The following is a 24546-nucleotide window of genomic DNA, read 5'->3' as shown; positions in this document are numbered from 1 at the left end:
CCGGCGCTAAACGCCGAGCGAGGCGAGCACACCGCTGAGGGCCGCCTGCATATCCGGCGCCTCGATCCGCATCAGCACCGACTCGTCCACCGCGCTCAGATCCAGCGAATCGTCATTGGCCAGCCGGAATTCGCGTTCCTCCTCCGCGGATTCGATGATGTTGCGCACGAATCGGCCGTTGCCAGCGAGATCGATGCCACGACGCGGCTGTCCGCTCTGATCGACGCGTTCGGCTTCATAGAGCCGTCCGCACGCCTCGATCAGCAATTCCATTGCTCCGTCCGACAGCTCGGAATCGCGCGAACTGGCGATGAGGCTGCCGATCTGGCCGAGTTCGGTCGGGGTGTAGGACGGGAACTGCAGGCGTTTGGCGAAACGGGAAGCCAGACCGTCGTTCGCGGCGAGCAGTCGGTCGATCTCGCCGTCGTAGCCCGCAATGATCACGACCAGTCGGTCGCGGTCGTTTTCCATTCTGGCCAGCAGCGTATCGACTGCCTCGCGACCGAAGGCGTCGCCGCCTTGCAGGCCGGTCTGGATCAGCGTGTACGCCTCGTCGATGAACAGCACGCCGTCCATCGCGGTATCGATCAGCTTGTCGGTCTTGATCGCGGTGCCGCCGAGATTCTGGCTGACGAAGTCGACGCGCTTGGCCTCGACGACCTTATCGGTCTTGAGAAGTCCGACACCGCAATAGATTTTGGCCACCACCCGGGCGATGGTCGTCTTACCGGTGCCCGGCGGACCGGTGAACGCCAGGTGGTTGCCGCGGGCCATACTCGCCATGCCCTTCTCGGCCCGGATCTTGGCCAGTTGCGCGGTCGCCTGCAACTTCGCCACCTGCGTTTTCACCGATTCGAGGCCGATCTGGGAATCCAGTTCGGCGCGCGCCTCGGTCAGGATCTTCTTGGCGCGGTCCTCGGCATCGGCGGTCTGCATCGCCTCGACCGAGGGCGCCGACGCCGGATCCCAGCGGTTGGTGCGCGCATCGATCGACTCCTTGGTGGTCACCGTGAGCCGATAGGTGCGATCACGCATGGCGGCGGTATTCGCGGCGAAATCCGGTGCCTGCGAGTACACCTTCTCGAACAGGGCCTGCGCCTCGGCCTCCTTACCGGTCTCGCGCAGGCACAGGCCGCGGCAGAACATGGCCGTCGTCCTGGCCGCCGGGATCGGACCCGCCTCGGCCTGCTCCATCCGCCGGATGGCCTCGCCGAACAGTCCGAGCTGGGCGCAGGCCGAACCGACCATCACATGGGCGCCCGCCGCCAGGTACGGATCGTCCCATTCGGCGGATCCGGCGAGTACCGCCATCACATCGGGCCAGCGCTGAGTGTTGAAATGCAGTACGCCACGGATATAGGCGCAGATCCGATCGTCGATCTCGCGATCGGTATCGGAGAGCATCGAGGCGCGGTGGGTGGCGAGTTCGTCGAGTACCCGTTCGGCCTCGTCGTACTCCTTCTCCGAGATCAGCTGCGCCGCTTGGGCCAGCCAGATCTCGGTGTAGCTGGCCAGGGGGTAGTCGATGTACAACCCGGCCAGGAAGCGTCCGGCCAGTGCGCGTTGCGGCAGCCCGATCCGCCGCTGCTCGCGGAAAAGTGTTGTCCCACTGTTCTTGTGCAGGTTGTAGAGCACTTCGGTGGTGGCCTCACCCGCCGCGGCCCGGCCCAGCCAGGCATCGCACATGGTCGGATCCCACTCGGTGGCGCGCTGGAACGCCAGCTTCGCGTACTCGAGATCGCGAGCCGATTCCTGTCCGTCGATGGTCAGGCCCAGCGACAGGATTCCGGCGTCGAAGGCCCGTTGTGCTTGGCGGTTGCCGGTCATTGCTGTCGAACCCCGAAGTCTTGGTTGGAGCTATCTATTTTTGTTGCGCGATTGTCCGCGTACATCTTCCGACCAGCTTAGCGATCGCGTCGGCTCGGCTCGTCCGATACATTAGGTTTTGGTACCTGCAGGTTGCAATGTGTGCGACATCTACATGTCACACGGGGAGCGTTCGTGCGAGAGTGGAGCCGAGCCGTAGTGTTGGTTCGACAGGTAGGAAACTGGGCGCAAATGTTTGGATCGTTCCGTAAAGAGCTGGGGTCGTCGCGCAATTGACCGAGCCGATGAGTGGCGGCACGCGCGCCGCTGAACCCGAACTGTGCCGAGTCTCCGTCATCGGTGGAAATACCCAGCTCGATGTCGGGCTCCCGGCGACGGTGCCGATCGCCACATTCATCGGTGATCTGGTCACTCTGATCCAATCTCGCAATCCCGATGTGGTGGAGAGCGACGACGGCGGCACACCACTGCATACCGAACACTGGACGCTGGCCCGGTTGGGCCGCGACGCCATCGCGCCGAGCCGCAGCCTCACCGAGGCCGAGGTGTACGACGGTGAGCTGCTGGTGCTGCGCTCGGTCACCGCGAAGGAATCACCCGCGCTCTTCGACGATGTCATCGATGCCGTATCCCGGCTCACCGCAGCCGATTTCCGCGGCTGGTCACCGCGTTCGGCGCGCTGGAGCGGTCTGGTCGCCGCGGTGTCGGCGGTGCTGCTCGCGCTGCTGCTGCTCGGCGCCGGGCGTGCACACGGCGGCGGTCTTGCCGCGCCGTTCCTCGCGACCGGTATCGCCATCGTCGCCGCGGTCGCCGCCGCCATCGCGGCGCGCAAGTACGCGGACCAATTGACGGCCATCTGGTTGTCGCTGTGCGCGTTGCTGTTGTTCTTCGGTGGCGCAGCACTATTCGTGCCCGGCGACCTCGGCAGTCCACATCTGCTGCTCGGCTGCTCGGTGACGCTGGTGGCCGCCGCGGTGATCTATCGCGCCACCGCGACGGGTGCCGCGTTGGCTGCGGCCGCCGTGACCGTCGCGCTCTTCGGTGGTTTCGCCGCACTGGTCCGGATGGTCTGGGACTTCGAATTGCCGAAGATCTCCGCCGCGATCCTGGTCGTGGCGATCACCTTGATCTCCGCGGTGCCGCGGCTGGCGGCGGTGCTGGCCCGGCTGCCGATCCCACCGGTGCCGACCGCGGGCGGCGCGATCGATCCGGCCGATCACGAGCCGCGCCCCACCATCGAGGGCATCGGCGCGATCGGCGCCACCGCGCTGCCTTCGGCCGCCGGACTCGGGGAGCGGGCCAGGGCCGCCAATCAATACCAGACCGGCATGCTCATCGCCTGCGCGATCGCGGCGGCGGTCGGTGCGCTCGGCGCCGCCGATCCGCTGGGATCCGCACGCTGGCAGGGGATTACGCTCGCCGTGATCGCCGCTGTGATCGTGAGTCTGCGCGGCCGTTCCTTCGCCGACCTGGTGCAGGCCGGTGCGCTGATCGCGGGCGGCAGCGTCATCGTCATCGGCCTGATCACCGGTGTCGCCCTCGGCGATTCGGATCTGCTGTTGCTCGCGGGTGTCCTGCTGCTCGCCTTCGCCGCCGGGGTGGTGGTGTTCGGTGTAATCGGTCCGCACCTCGAGGTGACGCCGGTGACGCGTCGGGCCATGGAGATCATCGAATATCTGCTGATCGTCGCGGTGATCCCGCTTGTGTTGTGGATCATGGGCGTCTATTCGATGGCCAGAAACCTATGACTGCTCGGGCGAGCAAGCCCGGCTGGCGGCGCAGGACCGGAATCACCTGCGCCGCCGCAGTTCTCGGCGCAGCGGTCCTCGGCTGGTCCGCGCCCGCTGGCGCGATCCCGCCGCCCACGATCGACTCGGGTGCGCTCGGCCCCACCCAGGCACTCAGCGGGCGGCCCGCCCCCTTGGAGCCGACCGAACAGAAGGTCGTCTGCGCCGAACTGTCGCTCATCGGTGGCGCCCCCGCAGAGCCGCCGCTGCCGCAACGCGTGCTCGATCTGCCAGCGGCCTGGCAGTTCAGTCGCGGTGCCGGACAAAAGGTCGCGGTCATCGATACCGGGGTGAATCGGCATCCGCGACTGCCCGCGCTCCAAGCCGGTGGCGACTACGTCTCGGACTCCGACGGCACCGCCGACTGCGACGGCCACGGCACCCTGGTCGCGGGCATCATCGCCGCACGGCCGAGCCCCGACGACGCTTTCGTCGGTGTCGCACCCGACGCCGAGATCCTCACCATCCGCCAGCTGAGCACGCACTATGAGCGCAAGGATCGTGCGGGCGGCGATCAGCCGCCGGATGCCATGGTGCGCTCCGGCTACGGCAGTGTGCTCGCCCTGGCCGCCTCGGTGGTCCGTGCCGTCGATATGGGCGCGACCGTCATCAATATCTCCGAAGTCTCCTGCAGCGCAGTGGGAACCGATACCGCCGACGTCCCGCTCGGTGCCGCGGTGAAGTACGCCTACGACCGCAATGTGGTGGTGGTCGCTGCGGCGGGCAATGTGGAAAACGGCGGCGCGTGCGAGAAGCAGAACGACGGTTCGGGCTGGGACGATGTGCAGACCATCGCGAGTCCGGCCTGGTTCCAGCCCTACGTCCTGACGGTCGCCTCCATCGATCCGAACGGTTCGCCCTCGGCACTGTCATTGCACGGTCCGTGGGTCGGCGCCGCCGCCATCGGGCGCAATATCGTCTCGCTCGATAACAAGCCGGGCGGCACCGGACTGGTCAACGGCGCGATCACCCAGGAGGGCAGCGGATCCATCCAGGGCACCAGCTTCGCCGCACCCTATGTCGCCGGACTGGCCGCGCTGGTTCGGTCCCGGTTCCCGGAACTCACCGCCGGACAGGTGATCGAGCGGATCACCCGCACCGCACACGCGCCGGGCCCTGGTCACGACGATCGGGTCGGACACGGTCTGATCGATCCACTGGCCGCGCTCACCGCGCAGCTGCCGGATAAGCCGATCGGCACCGGCGCCGACACCCCACGCGTCATGGCGGCCCCCGTGCATCCGGCCGGACCGGATCCACTGCCGCGCCGCGTCGCGGTCATCGGCTCGGTCACCTGCGTAATCGTGCTGGGATTCGGTGCGGCCCTGTCGATTCCGTTCCGGCGGTCCCGTGGCTCCGCCGACCTCGACTCCGACGTAACAGAGCTGTAGAGGACCCATGGTTACCGAAGGTTTCGTGCGCCGCCCCCGCATCGCGCCGCCGCGCGCGCCGGGCGGTGAGGTGGCGTTGAATTCGCCGCCGGAGATCCAGCGGGCCATGCCGGGGCCGCTGATCATGAAGTTGATGCCGGTGATCATGGTGGTCGCCGTTGTCGGCATGATCGCGATGATGGTGATGATGGGTCGCAACCTGCTCGCCAACCCGTTCATGATGATGTTCCCGATGATGATGCTCATGTCGATGGGCGGCATGATGCTCGGCATGCGGGGCAACGGCCCCAAGGGCGCGGGCGAGCTCAACGAGGAACGCAAGGACTACTTCCGGTATCTGGACCAGATGCGCAAGGATGTCCGTCGCACCGGCACCAAGCAGTTGGAGTCGCTGGCCTGGAGTCATCCGGAACCGATCGATCTGCCATCGGTGGTCGGCACCCGCCGGATGTGGGAACGTCGCCCGAACGATCCGGACTTCGGACATGTGCGGGTCGGGGTGGGCAGCCACCGATTGGCGACGAAGTTGGCGCGCCCGGAAACCGGCCCGCTCGAGGATCTCGAGCCGGTCTCCACCGTGGCATTGCGCCGTTTCGTGCGTACCCATTCGGTAGTGCACCAACTGCCCACCGCGGTGTCGTTGCGGGCCTTTCCCGCCATCAATCTCGGTGGCGACAGCGAGGCAGCCCGGATGCTTGCGCGTTCGATGCTGATGGAGCTCACCGCATTTCACGGACCCGACCACGTCGCGGTCGCCATCGTCTGCGCCGATCCCGACGGTCCGGCCTGGGAATGGGCGAAATGGCTTCCGCACCTGCAACATCCGATCGTTCGCGACGGTATCGGCTCGGCCCGGATGATGTACGGCTCGCTGGCCGAACTCGAGACCGCCCTCGCCTCGGAACTGCTCGAGCGCGGACGCTTCATGCGCAATCCGCAACCGACACAGGGCCGGTTGCATCTGGTGGTCGTCATCGATGACGGCTATGTCAACGGCACCGAGCGGCTGATCAGCGAATCGGGCCTGGACTCGGTCACCGTGCTCGACCTGACCGCACCCGAGAACGGCCTCGCCGCCCGGCGCGGTCTACAGCTGGTGGTCGGTGACGGTGAGGTGAGCGCGAAAAGTGCCGCGGGCGTCGAGAAATTCGCCACCGCCGATGTGGTGAGTCCGGCCGAATCCGAGACCTTCGCCCGCAGCCTCGCCCGGTTCCGCATCGCGACGGCCGCGCAGATCGTCAGCCTCGGTGACGACACCAGGACCGATCCGGGTTTGATGGCGCTGCTGAAGATTCCGGACGCCGCGCAGATAGAACCGTCGAAGGTGTGGCGTCCGCGCACCGCGCGCGAGCGGCTGCGGGTGCCGATCGGCGTCACCCCGGATGGCACCCCGGTCGAAATCGATATCAAAGAATCCGCCGAGAGCGGTATGGGTCCGCACGGATTATGTATCGGCGCAACGGGTTCGGGTAAATCCGAATTCCTGCGCACGTTGGTGCTCTCGATGGTGACCACGCACTCGCCGGACGCACTGAATCTCGTGCTCGTCGACTTCAAGGGTGGCGCTACCTTCCTCGGCCTCGACTCGCTGCCGCACGTCGCCGCGGTCATCACCAACCTCGAGGAAGAACTCTCGATGGTCGACCGTATGAAGGACGCGCTGGCCGGTGAGATGAACCGCCGCCAGGAATTGCTGCGCGCCGCGGGAAATTTTGCCAATGTCACCGATTACGAGAAGGCGCGCGCGGCCGGTGTCGCGCTGGACCCGCTGCCCGCACTGTTCGTGATCGTCGACGAGTTCTCCGAACTGCTGTCGCAGAAGCCGGATTTCGCGGACCTGTTCGTAATGATCGGGCGCCTCGGCCGCTCGCTGCACGTGCACCTGCTGCTGGCCTCGCAGCGCCTGGAGGAGAACAAGCTGCGCGGCCTCGACTCGCACCTGTCCTACCGGATCGGCTTGCGCACCTTCTCGGCCAACGAATCCCGCGCCGTGCTCGGCATCACCGATGCCTACCACCTGCCCGGTATCCCCGGCTCCGGCTATCTCAAGAGCGATGCCGATGATCCGTTGCGGTTCAACGCCACCTATGTGTCCGGGCCCTATGTCTCGCCGAGCGGCAGCAGGCAGGTGGACGGCCGGGTGGTCGGCGGTCAGTCGCCGACGGTGTTCACGGCCAAGTCGGTCGAGATCCAGGAGCGGCCGCAGCCGGTGCGGATGGAACTGCCCGATCTGCCACCGCCGCCAGGGGCCGAGCCGGAGGAGGAACCGCAGAGCGGTGGCGTCCCCGAGACGCTGCTCGAGGTCGTCGTGAAACGCCTGACCGGACACGGCCGTCCCGCGCACGAGGTGTGGCTGCCGCCGCTGGACGAATCGCCGACAGTGGATATGCTGCTGCCCGATCCGGATTGGCGTTCCCCGGTCAACCGGCACGGCCAGCTGTGGATGCCGATCGGCATCATCGATAAGCCCTACGAACAGCGCCGCGACGTGCTGACCATCCAATTGGCCGGTGCGCAAGGCAATGTCGCGGTCGTCGGCGGTCCGCAGTCGGGTAAGTCGACCGCCATTCGCACCATCGTCATGGCCGCGGCGGCGACCCACAGTCCCGAGCAGGTCCAGTTCTACTGCCTCGATTTCGGTGGCGGCAGTCTCGCGGGCCTGTCCGGTCTGCCGCATGTCGGTTCGGTCGCGGGCCGTCTCGACGGCGATCGGGTGCGCCGTACCGTCGCCGAGCTGACCACGCTGATGCGCCAGCGCGAGGAGCGCTTCGCCGCGCTCGGTATCGAATCCATGGTGGAGTTCCGGCGCCGCAAGTACTCGCAGATGGAGGCCAGGCTCATCAACGGGACCGCGGCCGACCCGAACGATCCGCTGGCCGCGGACCAGTTCGGCGACGTGTTCCTGGTCATCGACGGTTGGCAGGCCATGCGTGAGGAGTTCGACGCCGTCGAACCGCAGATCACCGCCATTGCGGCACAGGGTCTTTCCTACGGCATCCACTTGATCATCGGCGCCGCCCGCTGGGGCGAGATCCGGCCCAATGTGAAGGACCAGATCGGCACCAGGGTGGAGCTGCGTCTCGGTGATCCGACGGACTCCGAAATGGGTAGGCGTACCGCGGCTCTGGTCCCGGTCGGCCGCCCCGGCCGCGGCCTCACACCCGATGAACTGCATATGCTCATCGCGCTGCCCCGGCTGGATTCCGATTCCGATCCACAGACCCTGGCCGAGGGCGCGGCCCAGGCCAGAGACCAGATGCAGCAGCTCTACCCCGGCCGTCGCGCCCCCGAGGTGCGCATGCTGCCGCCGCAGGTCAGCCGCGAGGAGGTCGTGGCCATCGCGCGCAAACACCAGGTCGAACTCGGGCCGACGAAGGTCCTCGTCGGACTCGGCGAGAACGAATTGGACCCGTTCGTCCTGGATTTCGGCCAGGAGCCGCATTTCATGGCCTTCGCCGATGTGGAATGCGGCAAGACCACGCTGCTGCGCAATATCGCCATGGGCATTACCGAGAACGCGACCCCGGAGCAGGCGAAGATCATCCTCATCGACTACCGCCGCAGCCTGCTCGGCGTGGTCGACGAGGCTCATCTCGGCGGCTACTCCACCTCATCGCAGACCTGCGGCCCGATGGTCAACGAGCTCGCCAGGTACATGTCCAAGCGCATCCCCGGTTCCGATATCACCCCGCAGCAGCTGCGTGAGCGCAGCTGGTGGACCGGACCGGAGATCTACCTGCTCGTCGACGATTACGACATGATCACCGCGGGCATCAATCCGCTGCTCCCGCTGCTGGAATACCTGCCGCAGGCCCGCGATATCGGTTTGCACGTGGTCGTCACCCGGCGCACCGGCGGCGTCTCGCGCGCGCTCTACGACAATGTGCTCGGTGGCATGAAGAACCTCTCCGTCGACGCGCTGATCATGAGCGGTCCCAAGGACGAGGGCAAGCTGATCGGCGATGTCCGCCCGATGAAGCTGCCGCCCGGTCGCGGCATTCTGGTGTCGCGCAACCGAGGTCAGGAGATGGTGCAGATCGCCTATCTGCCGCCGCTGTGAGCCTCATACCCTGGGCAGCGGCTCCGGCACGCGCGTCAGCACGGATGTTATCGGCTCGAATGTCCAGCTGTCGGAGCGGCGTTGGAACAGTGCGCGGGACGGGCCGGATGCGATCGGTCCCGCGATCCTGACAAGGTGGAAGCCTTCTCCGCGGTAGTAGTCGTGCAGATCGGTGTTGGTGGTCCAGGCATCGAGCCGGACCCAATGGCGCTGTCGCTGGCGCGCAAGCGATGCGGCGTGGGCCAGCATTCGGTGGCCGATGCGCTGACCGGAGAAGCGGAGGTCGACGATCATGTAATGCACGACCACCGCGTCGGCTAGTTCCCATGGTGACCAGAGCCCCGGGTCGGCGTCATCGTTGACGGTGATCGTCCCGACCGGTTCGCCGGCCACCTCCGCGATCCAGGTTTCCCCCGCGTCCAGGGATCGGCCGACCGCCCCGGCGAAGATCTCGATCGGCAGGCCGCGACCGGCCACCGTCCACTGATCGGAGCCGCGCGCGGTGAGCCAGGCGGTGCGCTGGATCCGCAGTCGGCAGATCATACCGAGATCACTGAGGGATGCGCGGCGGATCACGGTAGTCATGGCAATACCGTATTCATGGCGAAACAGTTTTCATGGCAACGAGATACCCGGCCGGTCAGACATGCCGAGCGTGTGTCGGATGACGCCGGTGCCCTCATCGTCGCCCAGTTCGTAGGCGAGCCGGTTGCGGGTGGCGATCGAGCGGTGTCGGGTGGCCCGGGTGATGCGGGCATGGTTGGCGCCGATACGCAGGTGGTCCAGCAGGATGGTGCCGGTCGCGACGCCGAGCACGATCGCCTCCTCCGCGCTGGCCGGGCGCGCGACCAGCGTGTCGCGGTGTGCGGTTTCGCAGTGCCCACGGTCCGCGAGTCGGCGCGTCGTCCCCTCGGGAATATCGTGCGGCGAGTCGATGCCGGTCGCCTCCGCCAAATCCCGTGGGTAGAAGCTGACCTCCCACGACCACGGCTCGTTATCGAGATACTGGACAACCGTCCTGGCCAATACCCAGGAGTCCTCCGGCACACCTAGCCAGCGCGCCACCTCCGCACTGGCCGGTTCCATCTTCGCGCTGAATTCCTTGGTCGGCTCGCGACGTGCCGCACGCGCGGTCTCTTCGAAGATATCGTGGGCCGACTGTGGTCTATCAGGGCGAATATGGTCGGTGACAACCGATTCCAGCACCTCCTGGTTTCGGACGATGGTGCCGCGGGAAGTAGCCGTGTAGACCAGGTTTTCGGTGACGAGCACCTGAATAGCGTTGCGCGCGGTAGTGATCGAAACCTGCATTTGATCGGCCAGTTCGGTATGACTGGGCAACCGATCACCCGGATTCCACTTGCCTGCGCGGATCTCCTCGCGGAGGAGGTCTGCGATCCGGTGATACGTCGGACCGTCCGCCATCTTGCTCCTCGGTCAGTCGTGCAGGTAACGAAGTGTACTCTTCGTGACTCCCTACAGCCCGGTAACGCTTGACAGGTGCCTTCAGAGGTTTATTGTAATGAACGTCCTGATCCAGGTGTTGTGCGGCGATGACGGCGAGGCAACGTGGCAGGTTCGGATTCATCAACGGTTGTGATGGCTCTTCCAGGCACACCACGGTGTGTCGATTCGACGGTGCAGTCCCTGACTCATGGACTGCTTCCCACCTCGGATCTACTTGTTCGTGCGTGTCGCGGGCACCGAGTTGTCGGTGGCCCGCTCCTCTGGTTCGCCCGTGACCTCGCGGTCCTGCACGAGAGACGACTCGTCGGCCGCGGCGGTTCGGTACCGACGGACCATGCGACGATCCTCGAAATCGAGCGTCGCAGAATCGAATTGGTCATGGCCATCGACGATTGGGTGGCGCGCAGTGTGCCGCAGCATCGGCTCGGCGCGACCCTGCACACCGAAACCGTCGGCTCGGTCATCGACCGAATCGCGGAATCGTCCGTGCGCGCCCACCATGCGTTGATGACCCTGGACGCGCACAACGAACAGTTGCACGGCGCGTGGCATCATCTCGCCGAATTGGCCGACGCCTACGACGATTTGGTGCGCGACATACTCGCGGGACGGCGGCGACTCCCGGAGTGGTGACGACCCGGCTCGGCGCGGGGCTGTGGCCGTTCCCTACGGATCAGCCACGGCCTCTTGCCGATTCGACGTCACGGGTGTCGACAGTTCAGCGACGTCTGGTGTCGGGGGACAGGCACCATCGCCCATCCTCGGCCTGACGAACCAAGTCGCCGTAGGCGATTGCCAGTTCGGCCAATCTCCGCCATGCCACCTGCATATGTTCACCGGACAGGTCGTCGGTCATCAGCAGGTGGAAGGCGTGGTCGGCGGTGGCCGCTATGCGATCGATGGTGTCGCCGAGTCGGGTGTCGAGGCGGTCGGCGGATCGCACCGGCAGGTGCTCGGTCGCCCATGCGTTGATATTGGCGACCAATTCAGTGCGGAGACAGTCGATTACGGCAATGGACTGTGGCCGCTCGCGCCGGATGCGGTGTAACCGGACCAGGTCGCGCGACCACCCGCACACATGCCCGCGGACCTGCTGACCGCTCATCGCACACAGTAATTCGCTGGTGCTCGGCAGTGCCGAGCCCGCGGTCGCGCGGACCAGCGTCGGACGGCTGCGGAACATCGGGTGACTACAGTGCGCGGGCGCGTTCACAGCGGCGCGGTGAGTTCGAGGTGAATACCGTCGGGATCGCTGAACGATAGGATCGCGATCCCGAATGCCTCCAGTCGGATGATCTCCCCGTGCTCGATTCCGGCCTCGGACAGCCGGGTTTCGGTGCGAGTCAGATCGTCCACCGATGACACGCTGAAGCTGAGATGGTCCAACCCGACGCGCTCGGAGTCGAAGCGGTCGGTCGGTGCGGCCACCGGGCGTAGCCCGAACAGCATCCCGTTCGTCTGGAATACGACGCCGCCGTAGAGCTGGGTGGGATCGGTGCGCACCTGCTGATCATCGGGGCTGCCCGGCGATTCCGCGACGATAGGGAAGCCGAGCACATCGCGGTAGAACGCCTTGGAACGGTCGATGTCGGTCACGGTCAGGCGGATGTGGTGGATACCGAAGGTTTCGACGAGCGTCATGGGGAACTCCGCGGGGCAGGACGGATAAGTAGTACGAAGACTAGGGCGCTTATTCCGCAGATCCGAGTGTCGGATACGACATATTCAGTACTGTTTCCGACATGGATGTTGCGGTCTTCGTGCAGGACGGCGTTGCCGACCTCGGACTCACCGCCGTGCTGGAGACCTTCGCCACCGCCAACGACCTACGCGGTGAACTGGAAACCGCGCCCGAACCGTGGCGGGTGCATATCGTGGCCGACAGCGGGCAAGTGCGCACAGCACACGGTTTCCTCGCACAGACGACACCGATGACCGAGTTGCCCGATGACGTCGGTCTGATAGTCGTCCCCGCCTCGCGCGTCCTGGATGCCGACGGTTTGATCGGATTGGTGTCCGATCCCGCGAATCGTCCGGTGCTGCAACTCATGACCCGCGCCCACGAATCCGGTGCACACCTCGCGGCGGCGTGCACCGGCACCTTCTACCTGGCCGAGGCGGGAGTGCTCGACGGTGCGGTGGCGACGACGAGCTGGTGGCTCGGCCCGGCCTTCCGGCGCAGATATCCGCGTATCGACCTGGACGAAAGCCGAATCCTGTGCCGCGCGGATCGGCTCACGACCGCGGCGGCATCACTGTCGCACATCGACCTCGCCCTGTCGTTGATCGCCGCGCAAAGTCCGACACTGGCCGAATTGACCGCCAAATACCTGGTGGTCGGTGATCGGCGATCGCAGCTCGACAGCGCGATTCCCGAGGTGATCGCCCGCAACGACTCCCTGGTCGCCGCATTCGAGCGCTGGGTTCGTGACCATATCGCCGACCAGTTCCTCATCGCCGATGCGGCCCATCGGCTCGGCGTCACCGAACGCACCCTGCAACGCACCACGCAAGCCGAAATCGGCATGTCACCACGAGATTTCGTGCACGAGGTGCGGCTGGAACGAGCCACCCAGCTACTACGCACCACAACACTGACCATCGACGCCGTAGCGGTCAAAGTCGGCTATCTGAACGCGGGCACACTACGTGGCCTGTTCCGCCGCCGCCGCAGCCGCACCATCGCGGAGGTGCGAGCGTCCCGCCTGTCGTGGTGAGGCAGATGATCACGGCCTCGGTGACCACGTCGGAGCAGGTATTGCGGGCGACCGTGGCCGGTCTCGCGTCGGAGTCGTCGTAGCGCATGCGGCGCAATCGCGGGTCTCGACGGTCGGCTGGGCGGGGTGTACATCCAGCACTGTGAACTGTCCACCGTCAGGGCGAGGACGGCGCGAGTGTTATGGGTGACCGGTTCCCAGCCCTTCTCACGCCGGAGTCGTCGAAGTGCATTTGCGGAGGTCTCGAGTCTCGACAGCTGGGCCGCTGTACACCGGGTCCCGACGATCCGCACCTCGGCAACCACCACGGAGCGAGTCTTACGAGCGACCGTTCGCGGCCCTTCTCACGCCGGAGTCGTCGAAGTGCATGCGCCGCAGGCGCGAGTCTCGACGGCTCGGACGCGAGACCAAGGGGGCCGCGAACACGCCGCGCCGAAGGCGCGGCAAATCAGATAGAGCTATAGCGGCGGTGATCGATGCCGAATTCGTCGGCGACCGTTGCGGCGAGTTCGACGTAGGCGCGCTTGGTGGTCTTGTGCAGGCGGTGCAGATCGATCTCCGCGCCCTCGGACAGATGCGAGTCGTACGGGATGATGTGAACCGCGCGGCAACGCGATAGGAAGTATTCGCGCAGCTGCTGGATGCCCACATTCGGTGAACCCTCACGCGGCAGGTTGATCACCACGACCGCATTGCGGACCAAGTGGTCATGGCCGTGCAGGGACAACCAGTCGAGCGTCGCGGCGGCACTACGCGCGCCGTCGATCGCGGCCGAGGAGATCAGCACCAGCGAATGCGCCAGATCGAGCACACCGCCCATCGCCGAATGCATCAGTCCGGTACCGCAGTCGGTCAGGATGATGTTGTAGAACCGCTGCAGGATGCGGGCGACCGCGCGGTACTCCTCATCGCTGAACGCCTCCGACGCCGCCGGATCCCGTTCGCTGGCAAGCACTTCCAATCGGCTGGTGCCTTGCGAGGTATGCCTGCGCACATCCGAGTAGCGTTGGATCGCTGGATCGAGCAAGAGATCACGTACGGTCGAGCGGGTCTGCAGTGGCACCCGCTGCGACAGCGTGCCGAAGTCCGGATTGGCGTCGACCGCGATTACCCGGTCACCCCGGATGGAGGCGAAGATCGACCCGAGACCCATTGTCGTCGTGGTCTTTCCGACACCACCCTTGAGTGAGAGCACCGCGATCCGATAGTCACCCCGCACCGGCTGCCTGATCCGCGCGACCAGTTCCTGCAACCGCAGTTCCTCCGCGGACAACCCGGGATTGATCGCACCGCCCGACACGTGATGCACGGCCTTGCGCCACCCACTATTCGGCGACTTCTTGGCCCGCCGCAACGGCACATCATCGAGCGAGGGCTGCGGTCCATGCGGATGCTGCGGCTGATACTGCGCACCCTGCTGATAACCCTGCGGCATCCCGCCCGGCTGCCCGTACCCCGGCACAGCGGGTGGCTGCCCGTATCCAGCCTGTGGATCTCCGGTGGGTGGTTGGCCGTATCCGGTTTGTGGGTCTCCGGTGGGTGGTTGGCCGTATCCGGTTTGTGGGTCTCCGGTGGGTGGTTGGCCGTATCCGGTTTGTGGGTCTCCGGTGGGTGGTTGGCCGTATCCGGTTTGTGGGTCTCCGGCGGGCGGCTGCCCGTACCCCGGATGCGGATCCCCAACGGGCGCTTGCTGTCCCATCGGCGACGGCGCATAACCCCGCCACTGGTCGGCGGCCGGCTCACCGGTCGGCGATTGCTGCCCCAACGCACCACGCGCCGCCGGATTCTGCCACTGCTCACCCTCGGGTGCCCGCCCGACCGGCGGCTGCGCATACCCGGGCCCACTCTGCCACGGGGCGCCGCCCGGCGCCTGCTGTGCCATGGGCGGCTGCTGGTACCCAGTTCCATTACGCCACTGATCATTCGGCTGCCCGCCGACCGGTGCTTGCTGACCCGCCGCTGGCTGGACATATCCGGCCGGGTCGGCATCCTGCGTATCCGCGCCTACGGCGGATTGCCTCGCATCGACAGCATTACGACCTTGTTCGCCCGACCCATACGGTGCCGACGGCTGGCCGGTCGGCTGTTCGCCCGGCCCATCGGTCGGACGCCCGGCATCATCGGCCTCGGCTCCCGCGCCGACCTCGGACGGCAACCGATGACGCCCACCGGCGGCCACCGATCCCCCGGCAGTCCGAGGCCCGGGGTGCGCGGCCCAACCAGGCGCCGCCGCCCCGCGATTCCGTTGCGCCTGCCCGGATTCCGGCTGTGCGGCAGCGCCATCGGGCCCGATCGGCCCGGCAGAGTCGGTCCCAGATCCTTGCGCTGTCGACCCCGTCCGGGCGAACTCGTCAGCCGGTGCCTGCGGTCCCGATCGGAACTCCGAGCCCGGCCCCATCGCCCCGCCCGCTGATCCAGAGCCGGGACGCGTGGCCCAATCCGGCTCCGCCGCTCCGCGATCCGGTCGCCCCGATTCCTGCTGCGCCGGTCCACCACCAGCGCCGGGCGCCCCGTGAAAATCGGTCGCCTGCGGTCCGACAGGCGGCCGCGTGAAGTCGCCGCCGGGTGCCTGTGGTGCGGAGGCGGGACGGTGGAAGTCGCCGCCGGGTGCCTGTGGTGCAGATGCGGGTGTGCGGAAGTCGCCACCCGGTGCCTGTGGTGCGAATCCTGGCCGGTATACGTCGCCGCCGGGTGCTTGTGGTGCGGAGGCGGGACGATGGAGATCGCCGCCAGGTGCTTGCGGTGCCGATCCGGGTGTGTGGAGGTCGTCGCTGGGAGCCGGCGGCGCGGCGGCCGGGCCGCGGACGTCTGCACCGGATGTCGATGTCCGGCCGGTGATCGGAGCCGAATCGCGGGCGCGGTCGCCCGGTACCGGTCCGTACTCCGATGAGGCGGATGCGGCGGGCACTGGCGTTGCGGATCCACCCGCGCGCCTGTTCGGGTCGACGGTCGCAGGATCGAATATCGGTGTCGCACCAGTCGATTCCGAGCGATCGCCGATCGCGCCCGACGTCTTCCCCGCAGCAGCCGCGGTGCCGTTCGCGGCGTGCTCGATATCGGGGACCTGCGGCAGGTCCGGACGACCTACTCGCTCAGGCTCGTTCGCGGTCGCCTCGGAGGCCGAGTCGCTTCGTCCCATCGCAGAGCCGGTCGACGCCGAATGCGCGTCCGCCCCCGGATGTGCATCGAATTCCTCTGGCGAAGGCGGCAGTTCGGGCCGCCCAACCTGCCCAGCCGCCTGTTCGGGAGCAGGCTGGTCCTCGGTCGGCTGCTGCGGCGCAAGCCACGGCGGCGGCTCATCGACACCACGCGAGACCGGCGCATGAGATTCGTCGTGTCGCGACGGCGGGCCATCCGATGGGTGCGAGCCCGAAGGGTGCGCCTCGTCATGACGCGACGGCGGACCGTCTGTGCGACGGACAGCCGATGGGCGTGGGTCGTCGAGTCGCGGTGGCGGGCCGTCGGTTCCGCGCGAGGCGGTCGAATGCGGCTCTTCGAGCCGTGGCGTCGGAGCGATATCGCGACTGCCCGAATGTTGGTCGGCACCAGGCATTGGTTCCGGCCCTGGGGGAGTCGCAGGAGTATGCGGTCCCGTGCCGGCGCCTTCGCCCCCCGGCCGCACCTGTTCGGTGCGCGGAGTGTCGAGCGACGGCGGTGGCCCGTCGACATCTTCTGTCGTCGGCATCGCCGGCCGTTCGCCGGTTGTTGGTGTGCTGGGGCGTTCACCAGTCGGCGGCTGCGTCGGCGTGGCAGGCGAATGCGGTTGTGCGGCGGCCTGGTTCGGTGGTGGCGGCAGGTCGGGGCGCGGGGACTGGTAGCGCACCGTCGCCTCGACGGACACGGGCGGTTCCGGGGCAGTAGTCGGTTGGATAGTGCCCGGGTGTTGGAGAGCCGCAGGTTGTTGTGCGCCGGGCTGTTGGGTGGCGCCCGACTGCTGAGCAGCGCCCGATTGTTGGGTAGCGCCGGGCTGTTGGGTGGCGCCCGATTGTTGGGTGGCGCCCGATTGTTGGGTGGCGCCCGATTGTTGGGTGGGGCCCGATTGTTGGGTGGGGCCCGATTGTTGGGTGGGGCCCGATTGTTGGGTGGGGCCCGATTGTTGGGTGGGGCCCGATTGTTGGGTGGGGCCCGATTGTTGGGTGGGGCCCGATTGTTGGGTGGCGCCCGATTGTTGGGTAGCGCCCGATTGTTGGGTAGCGCCCGACTGTTGAGTGGCGCCTGTGTGTTGCGCAGCCTCTGGGTGCTGGGGAGTGCCTGGATGTTGGGTGGCGCCTGGGTGTTGGGTGGCGCCTGGGTGTTGGGTGGCACTTGGGTGTTGGGTGGCACTTGGATGTTGGGTGGCACTTGGGTGTTGGGTAGCGCCCGGTTGTTGGGTAGTACCCGGATAGTCGGTGATGCCCGGCTGTTGAGTGGCGTCGTGGTACTCGGTGGCGCCCCCTGGGTGCTGGGTCGCCGCGGGATGCTGCGGGGATACCAGTGGTTGGGAGGTGGGCGTCGGGGGCCTGCGGCCGAGGGGGTCGAAGGCGGCGGAGGGTTGGCGCGGGTTGCGGGTCGGCAATGGGGTGCCGCCTTGCCACGGCGCGTCCGGGCGCGGCGAACCCTGCGCGGCGGCGTCCGGATGTGTGTGTGGGCCGGAGTCATGGCGGACATCGGGCTGCGGTGGCCCCTGTCTGCGCGGGTCACCGAGTTCGGGGCCGTGCTGTGATGTGGGGCCACCATGTGGCTCGGCCCCGCGATACCCGCTCGGTCCGCGCTGTTGCTCGGTTCCGTCGGGCCCGTGGTGAATGTCCGGTCCACGATGGGCATCTGGCCCGCGCTGCTGATCGGGTCCGCGATAACCCTCGGGGCCACGGAAGCCATCCGGTCCGCTCTGCTGGTCCGGTCCGCGGAAGCCCTCGGGTCCGTTCTGCTGCTCTGGTCCGCGGTAGGCGTCTGGTCCGGCGTGTTGCTCTGGTCCGCGGTAGGCGTCTGGTCCGGCGTGTTGCTCTGGTCCGCGGTAGGTGTCCGGTCTGGGGTGTTGTTCTGGTCCGCGGTAGGTGTGTTGTTCTGGTCCGCGGTAGGCGTCCGGTCCGGCCTGTTGCCCTGGTCCGCGGAAGCCATCGGGCTCGCGGGGCGCAGTTGGGCCGGAGTGCAGTTCGAAACCCGGCCCGGACAATTCACGTGCCGACGGACTGCGGCCCTGCGGATCGGACTGCTCCTCGGACTGTTCGTCCTTACCCTTGCGTCGACCGAAGCGGCGCTTGTCACGGCGCCCGGCTTCGGGCCGCTCGGTTTCGGGAGCGCGCTTGGAACGTCCACGCCGAGAGGGCGCTTCATCGATGGTGTCGTCGTGTGGCAAGTTCTGAACGGGCGCCTCGTAGCCGCCGGTGACGTCACTCTCCGAGAGCCACGGAGGCAGCATGGGGAGGCCGTCATTATTACGGCTCACACGTCCCCCTTTGGATCTGCTCGACCTATACCTGGGCTGTGGTCAGTTTACGCGACGACTCTCGCCCATCATGGGTGGGGAGTGGGCCGAATGGCCGGTTTCCTAACGCCCCCTCGGCGGGTTCCGTTGGCCCCCTGCGCACCTCGTCGGCAACGCTTCGGGAAGTTAACGGGGATATGCGGCATCCCGGCCGTCCTGGTCTTGCCGCACAAGGGTTTCGCGGTGTCGCCATCACCCCATCACGGCTGTCCACTCGGTTCGCCATCTCGCCATCTCGCCATCCCGCCGATGGACGCGTCGAACACTGGTGAGTACGGGCCCGATGACTGCCTTCGGCTCGACCTTCGCAGCGTCCGCTGATCCTGATCTCCGGCGGCCGCGATGCCCTCGCGAGAAAGTCTTCTCCGACGCACTGTGCACCCAACTGCCGGAGTCCGTCCGAACCAACGTGCGCGAGGCAACCTATTCCGTATCGAAGGTGAGCGCCGCCGAACTCCCGTTCGTGCCGCCGCTCGACGGACCATGGCGCTTGCGCCTCCGGCGCGGTCTTCACCGCGGTCGCCGCGGTACCGGTCACCATGATCACGCTGGCGGACCTGCGGACGCCCCGCCCCGGCCGACGCGCGCTGGATGCGGAACAATAGGTGGTTGCGGCCGTTGTGACCAGGGCGAATTGGTCTGCTCGCGAATAAACCGGTAAGCTTGGTCGGCGGTGCACCTACGCGCCGACTGTCTGCATGCCGCCGGTCCGGTCAACTGACCGGTTACATGCAATCAGATACAAGGCAATCAAACCAGGTTTGAGCGTAAACCGGGATCGCGGAGGACATGGCGAAGAAAGACGGGGCCATCGAGGTCGAGGGTCGAGTTGTCGAGCCGCTGCCCAATGCGATGTTCCGGATCGAGCTCGAGAACGGACATAAGGTTCTCGCGCACATCAGCGGGAAGATGCGGCAGCACTACATTCGTATCCTCCCCGAGGACCGTGTGGTCGTCGAGCTTTCGCCCTACGACCTGTCGCGCGGCCGCATCGTTTACCGCTACAAGTGATCGCGTGCGGTCCTCGGTATCGAGGACGGCGTGACCAGCGAGCCGCAAGGCTCACCACAGAGACTTCCCCAGTCGTCGGCTGGGGAAAAACTGTGTTCACACCCGTGTGAACCGAACAAGATTGGACGGACGTGAAGGTTCAGCCGAGCGTCAAGAAGATCTGCGAGAAGTGCAAGGTGATCCGCCGTCACGGTCGGGTCATGGTGATCTGCGAGAACCTGCGCCACAAGCAGCGCCAGGGCTGATTTTCGCCGCACCAGCCGGGCACCGATCACTGATCGGCTTGGCCAACTAAAAGAAGAACTCCCAGCTCCAGCCGCACACTGCGGAATTCGGGCCGCGCGGTTCCTCGGAATCGCAAAGTCCGAGGTGTGCGAGCCAACCACCGGTACGGAGGCCGGTGCCCCACCAGACGAGGGGACGGACAGGGAGCAGACCTCCGCAACGATTAAGGAACCTGCCACATGGCACGTCTCATGGGCGTTGATCTTCCGCGCGAAAAGCGCATGGAGATCGCGCTGACCTACATCTACGGCATCGGCCGTACCCGCTCCAAGGAGATCCTCGCGGCCACCGGCGTCAGCCCGGACCTGCGCAGCAAGGATCTCAGCGACGATCAGGTGACGCAGCTGCGTGACTACATCGAGAGCTCGCCCGAGCTCAAGGTCGAAGGTGACCTGCGCCGCGAGGTGCAGGCCGACATTCGTCGCAAGATCGAGATCGGCTGCTACCAGGGTCTGCGCCACCGTCGTGGCCTGCCCGTGCGTGGCCAGCGCACCAAGACCAACGCGCGCACCCGCAAGGGCCCGAAGCGCACCGTCGCCGGCAAGAAGAAGTAGGGGATAAAGGATGCCTCCGAAGAGTCGGGCCTCCGGCCCCAAGAAGACCCAGAAGTCGCGTCGCCGGGAAAAGAAGAACGTCCCGCACGGCCACGCGCACATCAAGAGCACGTTCAACAACACCATCGTGTCGATCACCGACCCGTCCGGCAACGTCATCTCGTGGGCGTCCTCGGGCCATGTCGGCTTCAAGGGTTCGCGCAAGTCGACCCCGTTCGCCGCGCAGCTCGCCGCCGAGAACGCTGCCCGCAAGGCGCAGGAGAACGGCGTCAAGAAGGTCGACGTGTTCGTCAAGGGCCCGGGTTCGGGCCGCGAGACCGCGATCCGTTCGCTGCAGGCCGCTGGCCTGGAAGTGGGCACGATCTCCGATGTCACCCCGCAGCCGCACAACGGCTGCCGTCCGCCCAAGCGGCGTCGCGTCTAGCGGGAAAGGAATAACGAAAAATGGCTCGTTACACAGGCCCCATCACCCGCAAGTCGCGTCGTCTGCGTGTCGACCTCGTCGGAGGCGACCAGGCGTTCGAGCGTCGTCCGTACCCGCCCGGCCAGCACGGCCGCGCGCGGATCAAGGAGTCGGAGTACCTGCTCCAGCTGCAGGAGAAGCAGAAGGCGCGCTTCTCCTACGGTGTCATGGAGAAGCAGTTCCGCCGGTACTACGAAGAGGCCAACCGCCTCAAGGGCAAGACCGGTGACAACCTGCTGCGTCTGCTCGAGTGCCGTCTGGACAACGTCGTGTACCGCGCCGGTCTGGCGCGCACCCGTCGTCAGGCTCGCCAGCTGGTTTCGCACGGTCACTTCCTGGTGAACAACCGGGCCGTGAACGTCCCCAGCTTCCAGGTGACCCAGTACGACATCATCGATGTCAAGGAGAAGTCGCTCGGTTCGCTGCCGTTCCAGGTGGCGCGTGAGACCGTCGGCGACCGTCCGGTTCCCGGCTGGCTGCAGGTCATCCCGGGCCGTCTGCGGATCCTGGTCCACCAGGTTCCCGAGCGCGCTCAGATCGATGTGCCGCTGTCGGAACAGCTGATCGTCGAGTACTACTCGAAGTAACAGCTGTACCGCTTTGCTGGTGCGTGATCGTCCGGGCCGTAGCGCCTGCTCGCAGGTCGCTCGAAAGGGTCAGGGCGATCACGCACAACCCCCAAAACGTGGGCATCAAATAGTGGGTGCCCGTACAGGAGGATGATCCACATGCTGATTTCACAGCGTCCGACGCTGACCGAAGAGGTCGTCGCGGAGAACCGCTCGAAGTTCACCATCGAACCGCTCGAGCCGGGCTTCGGTTACACCCTCGGCAACTCGCTGCGGCGTACCCTGCTGTCCTCGATCCCGGGGGCCGCGGTCACGAGCATCCGTATCGACGGTGTCCTGCACGAGTTCACCACCGTTCCCGGTGTGAAGGAGGATGTCACCGACATCATCCTGAACCTCAAGGGTCTGGTCGTGTCCTCGGAAGAGGACGAGCCGGTCACGATGTACGTGCGCAAGCAGGGTCCGGGCACCGTCACCGCCGGTGATATCGTGCCGCCTGCCGGAGTCGTCGTGCACAACCCGGATATGCACATCGCCACCCTGAACGACAAGGGCAAGCTGGAGATCGAGCTCGTCGTCGAGCGCGGTCGCGGTTACGTCCCGGCGGTGCAGAACAAGGCGTCCGGCGCGGAAATCGGCCGGATCCCGGTGGATTCGATCTACTCGCCGGTGCTCAAGGTGACCTACAAGGTCGAGGCCACCCGTGTCGAGCAGCGCACCGACTTCGACCGTCTGATCCTGGACGTGGAGACCAAGAACTCCATCAGCGCCAGGGACGCGCTCGCCTCGGCGGGTAAGACCCTGGTCGAGCTCTTCGGCCTGGCCCGTGAGCTCAACGTCGAAGCCGAAGGCATCGAGATCGGCCCGTCCCCGGCCGAGGCGGATCACATCGCCTCGTTCGGTCTGCCGATCGAGGACCTGGACCTCACCGTCCGGTCCTACAACTGCCTCAAGCGCGAGGGTGTGCACACGGTCGGCGAGCTGGTCGCCCGCACCGAGTCGGACCTGCTGGACATTCGCAACTTCGGCCAGAAGTCCATCGACGAGGTCAAGGTCAAGCTGCACGCGCTCGGCCTCTCGCTCAAGGACAGCCCGGCGTCGTTCGATCCTTCGTCCGTGGTGGGTTACGACGCGAGCACCGGAACGTGGAGCGACAGCGGCACGTTCAGTGACACCGATGGCGGCGAGCAGGACTACGCCGAGACCGAACAGCTCTAGGCCGCTGGGGTAGGCACCCCGGCTCGGCCTCACACAAGGAGAACAAACAATGCCCAAGCCCAAGAAGGGTGCCCGTTTCGGCGGGTCGGCGTCGCACCAGAAGGCGATCTTCGCCAATCTGGCCACGGCGCTCTTCGAGCACGGTCGTATCACGACCACCGAGGCCAAGGCCAAGGCGCTGCGCCCCTACGCCGAGAAGCTGGTCACCAAGGCGAAGGGCGGCACCCTCGCCGACCGTCGCGAGGTGCTCAAGGTGATCCGGAACAAGGACGTCGTCCACGAACTCTTCGCCCAGATCGGGCCGTCGTTCGAGGGCCGCGAGGGTGGCTACACCCGCATCACCAAGACGCTGCCCCGCAAGGGTGACAACGCGCCGATGGCGGTCATCGAGCTGGTCCGGGAGAAGACCGTGACCAACGAGGCCGACCGCGCCCGCCGCGTTGCCGCGTCCAAGAAGGCCGAGGCGCCCGTCGCCGAAGCTGTCGTCGAGGAGAAGGCCGAAGAGGCCGTCGCCGAGACCGCCGAGGCCGTCGAGGCCGAGGCCCCGGCTGCCGACGAGGCCGCTGAGGACAAGAAGGACGCCTGACGTTCGCGTCGTCCTGAATGAGCCCGCCGCCCCGTATGGGTCGGCGGGCTCATTCATGTCCAACCGAGATCGCCTCCGAGGCACCGAGTTTCGCGTACGCGACGTGGATCTCGATGAGCGGAGCGCCGACTCGTGCGTATCGAGCAGGAGATGACTGTGACCGTGCAGGATTCGACGGGTTCGTCCGCGACCCGTAACGCCGCGTCCGCATCCCATCGCCCCGGCGCAGGCCGGGGGTCAGCGGCGGATCCCGGCCTTCGCCGCGATGACGAGGTTCGCCCCGATAGCGGGGTCGGGCTGGACGGCGGGGCGAACGCGGTGCGCATTCGGCTCGATATCTCCTACGACGGAACCGATTTCTCCGGCTGGGCCCGGCAGCCTGGCCTTCGTACCGTGCAGGGGGTACTCGAGGAGTCGCTGAGCAAGGTGTTCCGCGAGGCGATCGAATTGACCGTAGCGGGCCGCACCGATGCGGGCGTGCACGCCGAAGGGCAAGTGGCGCATTTCGACACGGCGGCGGAGTTCGACGCGGGACGGCTGATCCACCGGATGGCGCGCTTCCTGCCCAAGGACGTGCGCATCAAGGACGCGCGCATCGCCCCGCCCGAATTCGACGCACGCTTCTCGGCGATCCGCCGCCACTATGTCTACCGGCTGACCACGGCGCCCTATGGCGCCGAGCCACTGCAAGCCCGCAGTGTCGTCGGCTGTCGCCACGACGTCGATATCGAAGCCATGCGCGCGGCCTCGCGAAAGTTATTGGGCCTGCACAACTTCGCGGCCTTCTGCCGCCGCCGCGATGGCGCGACGACCGTCCGCGAACTCCAGCGCTTCGATTGGCACCGCGACGGCGACCTGCTGACCGCCTATGTCAGCGCGGATGCCTTCTGCTGGTCCATGGTTCGCAGTCTCGTCGGCGCGGTACTCGCGGTAGGGGAGGGCCGCCGAACCCCCGAGTGGGTCGCCGCCCTACTGAACGAAACCGAGCGCTCCAGCTCGGTCACGGTGGCCCCCGCGCACGGCCTGAGCCTCATCGCCGTCGACTACCCCGATGACGCCGACCTCGCCACCCGCAACGCCCAAACCCGCGAAATGCGTACCGTCCCCACCCAAGGCTGCTGCGGCGACTAACCGGCTGATCCCCCAG

At 66.7% G+C, this 24546-nt stretch carries 21 protein-coding genes; 14 read left to right on the top strand and 7 right to left on the bottom strand.

The window, feature by feature from the left end:
* Positions 1-6 precede the first annotated feature (6 nt).
* Positions 7-1827 (bottom strand): type VII secretion AAA-ATPase EccA, encoded by a 1821-nt coding sequence (gene eccA / locus ACQP1G_RS41570; protein ID WP_433195500.1) that lies wholly within the window; start codon positions 1825-1827, stop codon positions 7-9.
* A gap of 284 nt (positions 1828-2111) precedes the next feature.
* Between eccA and eccD the strand changes: the two genes are divergently transcribed.
* The 3 genes from eccD to eccCa are packed head-to-tail and all read left to right on the top strand — an operon-like array spanning position 2112 to position 9065.
* Entirely contained in the window at positions 2112-3575 is a 1464-nt protein-coding gene (gene eccD, locus ACQP1G_RS41565; protein WP_433195498.1) for a type VII secretion integral membrane protein EccD, read from the top strand.
* A complete protein-coding gene (gene mycP / locus ACQP1G_RS41560) occupies positions 3572-5005 on the top strand; it encodes a type VII secretion-associated serine protease mycosin (RefSeq protein ID WP_433195496.1) in 1434 nt (477 codons plus the stop codon). The genes eccD and mycP overlap by 4 nt, the downstream gene beginning before the upstream one ends.
* A gap of 7 nt (positions 5006-5012) precedes the next feature.
* A complete protein-coding gene (gene eccCa / locus ACQP1G_RS41555) occupies positions 5013-9065 on the top strand; it encodes a type VII secretion protein EccCa (RefSeq protein WP_433195494.1) in 4053 nt (1350 codons plus the stop codon).
* 3 nt (positions 9066-9068) lie between these two features.
* On the opposite strand, the gene ACQP1G_RS41550 is transcribed toward eccCa, so the two are convergent.
* The 3 genes from ACQP1G_RS41550 to ACQP1G_RS41540 all read right to left on the bottom strand — a co-directional run bounded on the left by ACQP1G_RS41550 (position 9069) and on the right by ACQP1G_RS41540 (position 10868).
* Positions 9069-9650 (bottom strand): GNAT family N-acetyltransferase, encoded by a 582-nt coding sequence (locus ACQP1G_RS41550; protein ID WP_433195492.1) that lies wholly within the window; start codon positions 9648-9650, stop codon positions 9069-9071.
* A gap of 30 nt (positions 9651-9680) precedes the next feature.
* Positions 9681-10490 (bottom strand): GntR family transcriptional regulator, encoded by an 810-nt coding sequence (locus tag ACQP1G_RS41545; RefSeq protein WP_433195490.1) that lies wholly within the window; start codon positions 10488-10490, stop codon positions 9681-9683.
* 252 nt (positions 10491-10742) lie between these two features.
* Entirely contained in the window at positions 10743-10868 is a 126-nt protein-coding gene (locus ACQP1G_RS41540) for a hypothetical protein (protein WP_433209557.1), read from the bottom strand.
* Between ACQP1G_RS41540 and ACQP1G_RS41535 the strand changes: the two genes are divergently transcribed.
* A complete protein-coding gene (locus ACQP1G_RS41535) occupies positions 10818-11165 on the top strand; it encodes a DUF4254 domain-containing protein (protein ID WP_433209283.1) in 348 nt (115 codons plus the stop codon). The genes ACQP1G_RS41540 and ACQP1G_RS41535 overlap by 51 nt on opposite strands.
* Positions 11166-11250: 85 nt before the next feature.
* Here the strand turns inward: ACQP1G_RS41535 and ACQP1G_RS41530 are convergent, their stop codons facing one another.
* Both ACQP1G_RS41530 and ACQP1G_RS41525 read right to left on the bottom strand, forming a co-directional pair.
* Entirely contained in the window at positions 11251-11715 is a 465-nt protein-coding gene (locus ACQP1G_RS41530) for a hypothetical protein (protein ID WP_433195488.1), read from the bottom strand.
* A 26-nt stretch (positions 11716-11741) separates the two neighbouring features.
* A complete protein-coding gene (locus tag ACQP1G_RS41525) occupies positions 11742-12173 on the bottom strand; it encodes a VOC family protein (protein ID WP_433195486.1) in 432 nt (143 codons plus the stop codon).
* 101 nt (positions 12174-12274) lie between these two features.
* Here ACQP1G_RS41525 and ACQP1G_RS41520 point away from each other — a divergent pair, with 101 nt between their 5' ends.
* Entirely contained in the window at positions 12275-13249 is a 975-nt protein-coding gene (locus ACQP1G_RS41520) for a GlxA family transcriptional regulator (RefSeq protein ID WP_433195484.1), read from the top strand.
* 448 nt (positions 13250-13697) lie between these two features.
* Here the strand turns inward: ACQP1G_RS41520 and ACQP1G_RS41515 are convergent, their stop codons facing one another.
* Entirely contained in the window at positions 13698-15131 is a 1434-nt protein-coding gene (locus ACQP1G_RS41515) for an AAA family ATPase (RefSeq protein WP_433209280.1), read from the bottom strand.
* 2373 nt (positions 15132-17504) lie between these two features.
* Between ACQP1G_RS41515 and ACQP1G_RS41510 the strand changes: the two genes are divergently transcribed.
* From ACQP1G_RS41510 to truA, 9 genes are all read left to right on the top strand, one after another.
* Positions 17505-17951: a hypothetical protein gene (locus ACQP1G_RS41510; protein ID WP_433195482.1), complete on the top strand. Its 447-nt coding sequence runs from the start codon at positions 17505-17507 to the stop codon at positions 17949-17951.
* Between the two features lie 1551 nt (positions 17952-19502).
* On the top strand, positions 19503-19724 hold the full coding sequence (infA, locus tag ACQP1G_RS41505) for a translation initiation factor IF-1 (protein WP_003418601.1): 222 nt from the start codon (positions 19503-19505) through the stop codon (positions 19722-19724).
* 131 nt (positions 19725-19855) lie between these two features.
* Positions 19856-19969 (top strand): 50S ribosomal protein L36, encoded by a 114-nt coding sequence (rpmJ, locus tag ACQP1G_RS41500; protein WP_040686659.1) that lies wholly within the window; start codon positions 19856-19858, stop codon positions 19967-19969.
* A gap of 219 nt (positions 19970-20188) precedes the next feature.
* Positions 20189-20563 (top strand): 30S ribosomal protein S13, encoded by a 375-nt coding sequence (gene rpsM, locus ACQP1G_RS41495; protein ID WP_014981767.1) that lies wholly within the window; start codon positions 20189-20191, stop codon positions 20561-20563.
* 10 nt (positions 20564-20573) lie between these two features.
* Entirely contained in the window at positions 20574-20987 is a 414-nt protein-coding gene (gene rpsK, locus ACQP1G_RS41490; RefSeq protein ID WP_014349147.1) for a 30S ribosomal protein S11, read from the top strand.
* Between the two features lie 20 nt (positions 20988-21007).
* The gene (gene rpsD / locus ACQP1G_RS41485) at positions 21008-21613 is read left to right on the top strand and encodes a 30S ribosomal protein S4 (RefSeq protein WP_433195480.1); all 606 of its coding nucleotides are present in this window, start codon (positions 21008-21010) and stop codon (positions 21611-21613) included.
* 141 nt (positions 21614-21754) lie between these two features.
* A complete protein-coding gene (locus ACQP1G_RS41480; protein ID WP_067785162.1) occupies positions 21755-22813 on the top strand; it encodes a DNA-directed RNA polymerase subunit alpha in 1059 nt (352 codons plus the stop codon).
* A 49-nt stretch (positions 22814-22862) separates the two neighbouring features.
* Positions 22863-23399, top strand: coding sequence for a 50S ribosomal protein L17 (rplQ, locus tag ACQP1G_RS41475; protein ID WP_433195478.1), 537 nt, complete (start codon positions 22863-22865; stop codon positions 23397-23399).
* 324 nt (positions 23400-23723) lie between these two features.
* Positions 23724-24530 (top strand): tRNA pseudouridine(38-40) synthase TruA, encoded by an 807-nt coding sequence (truA, locus tag ACQP1G_RS41470; protein WP_433209278.1) that lies wholly within the window; start codon positions 23724-23726, stop codon positions 24528-24530.
* Positions 24531-24546: the final 16 nt, after the last annotated feature.

Origin of the sequence: Nocardia sp. CA-107356, assembly GCF_050946365.1 — a bacterium.
Taxonomy (GTDB): Bacteria; Actinomycetota; Actinomycetes; order Mycobacteriales; family Mycobacteriaceae; genus Nocardia.
The sequence above is the reverse complement of the archived record's forward strand: the minus strand, read 5'-3'. Positions and strand labels throughout refer to the sequence as shown.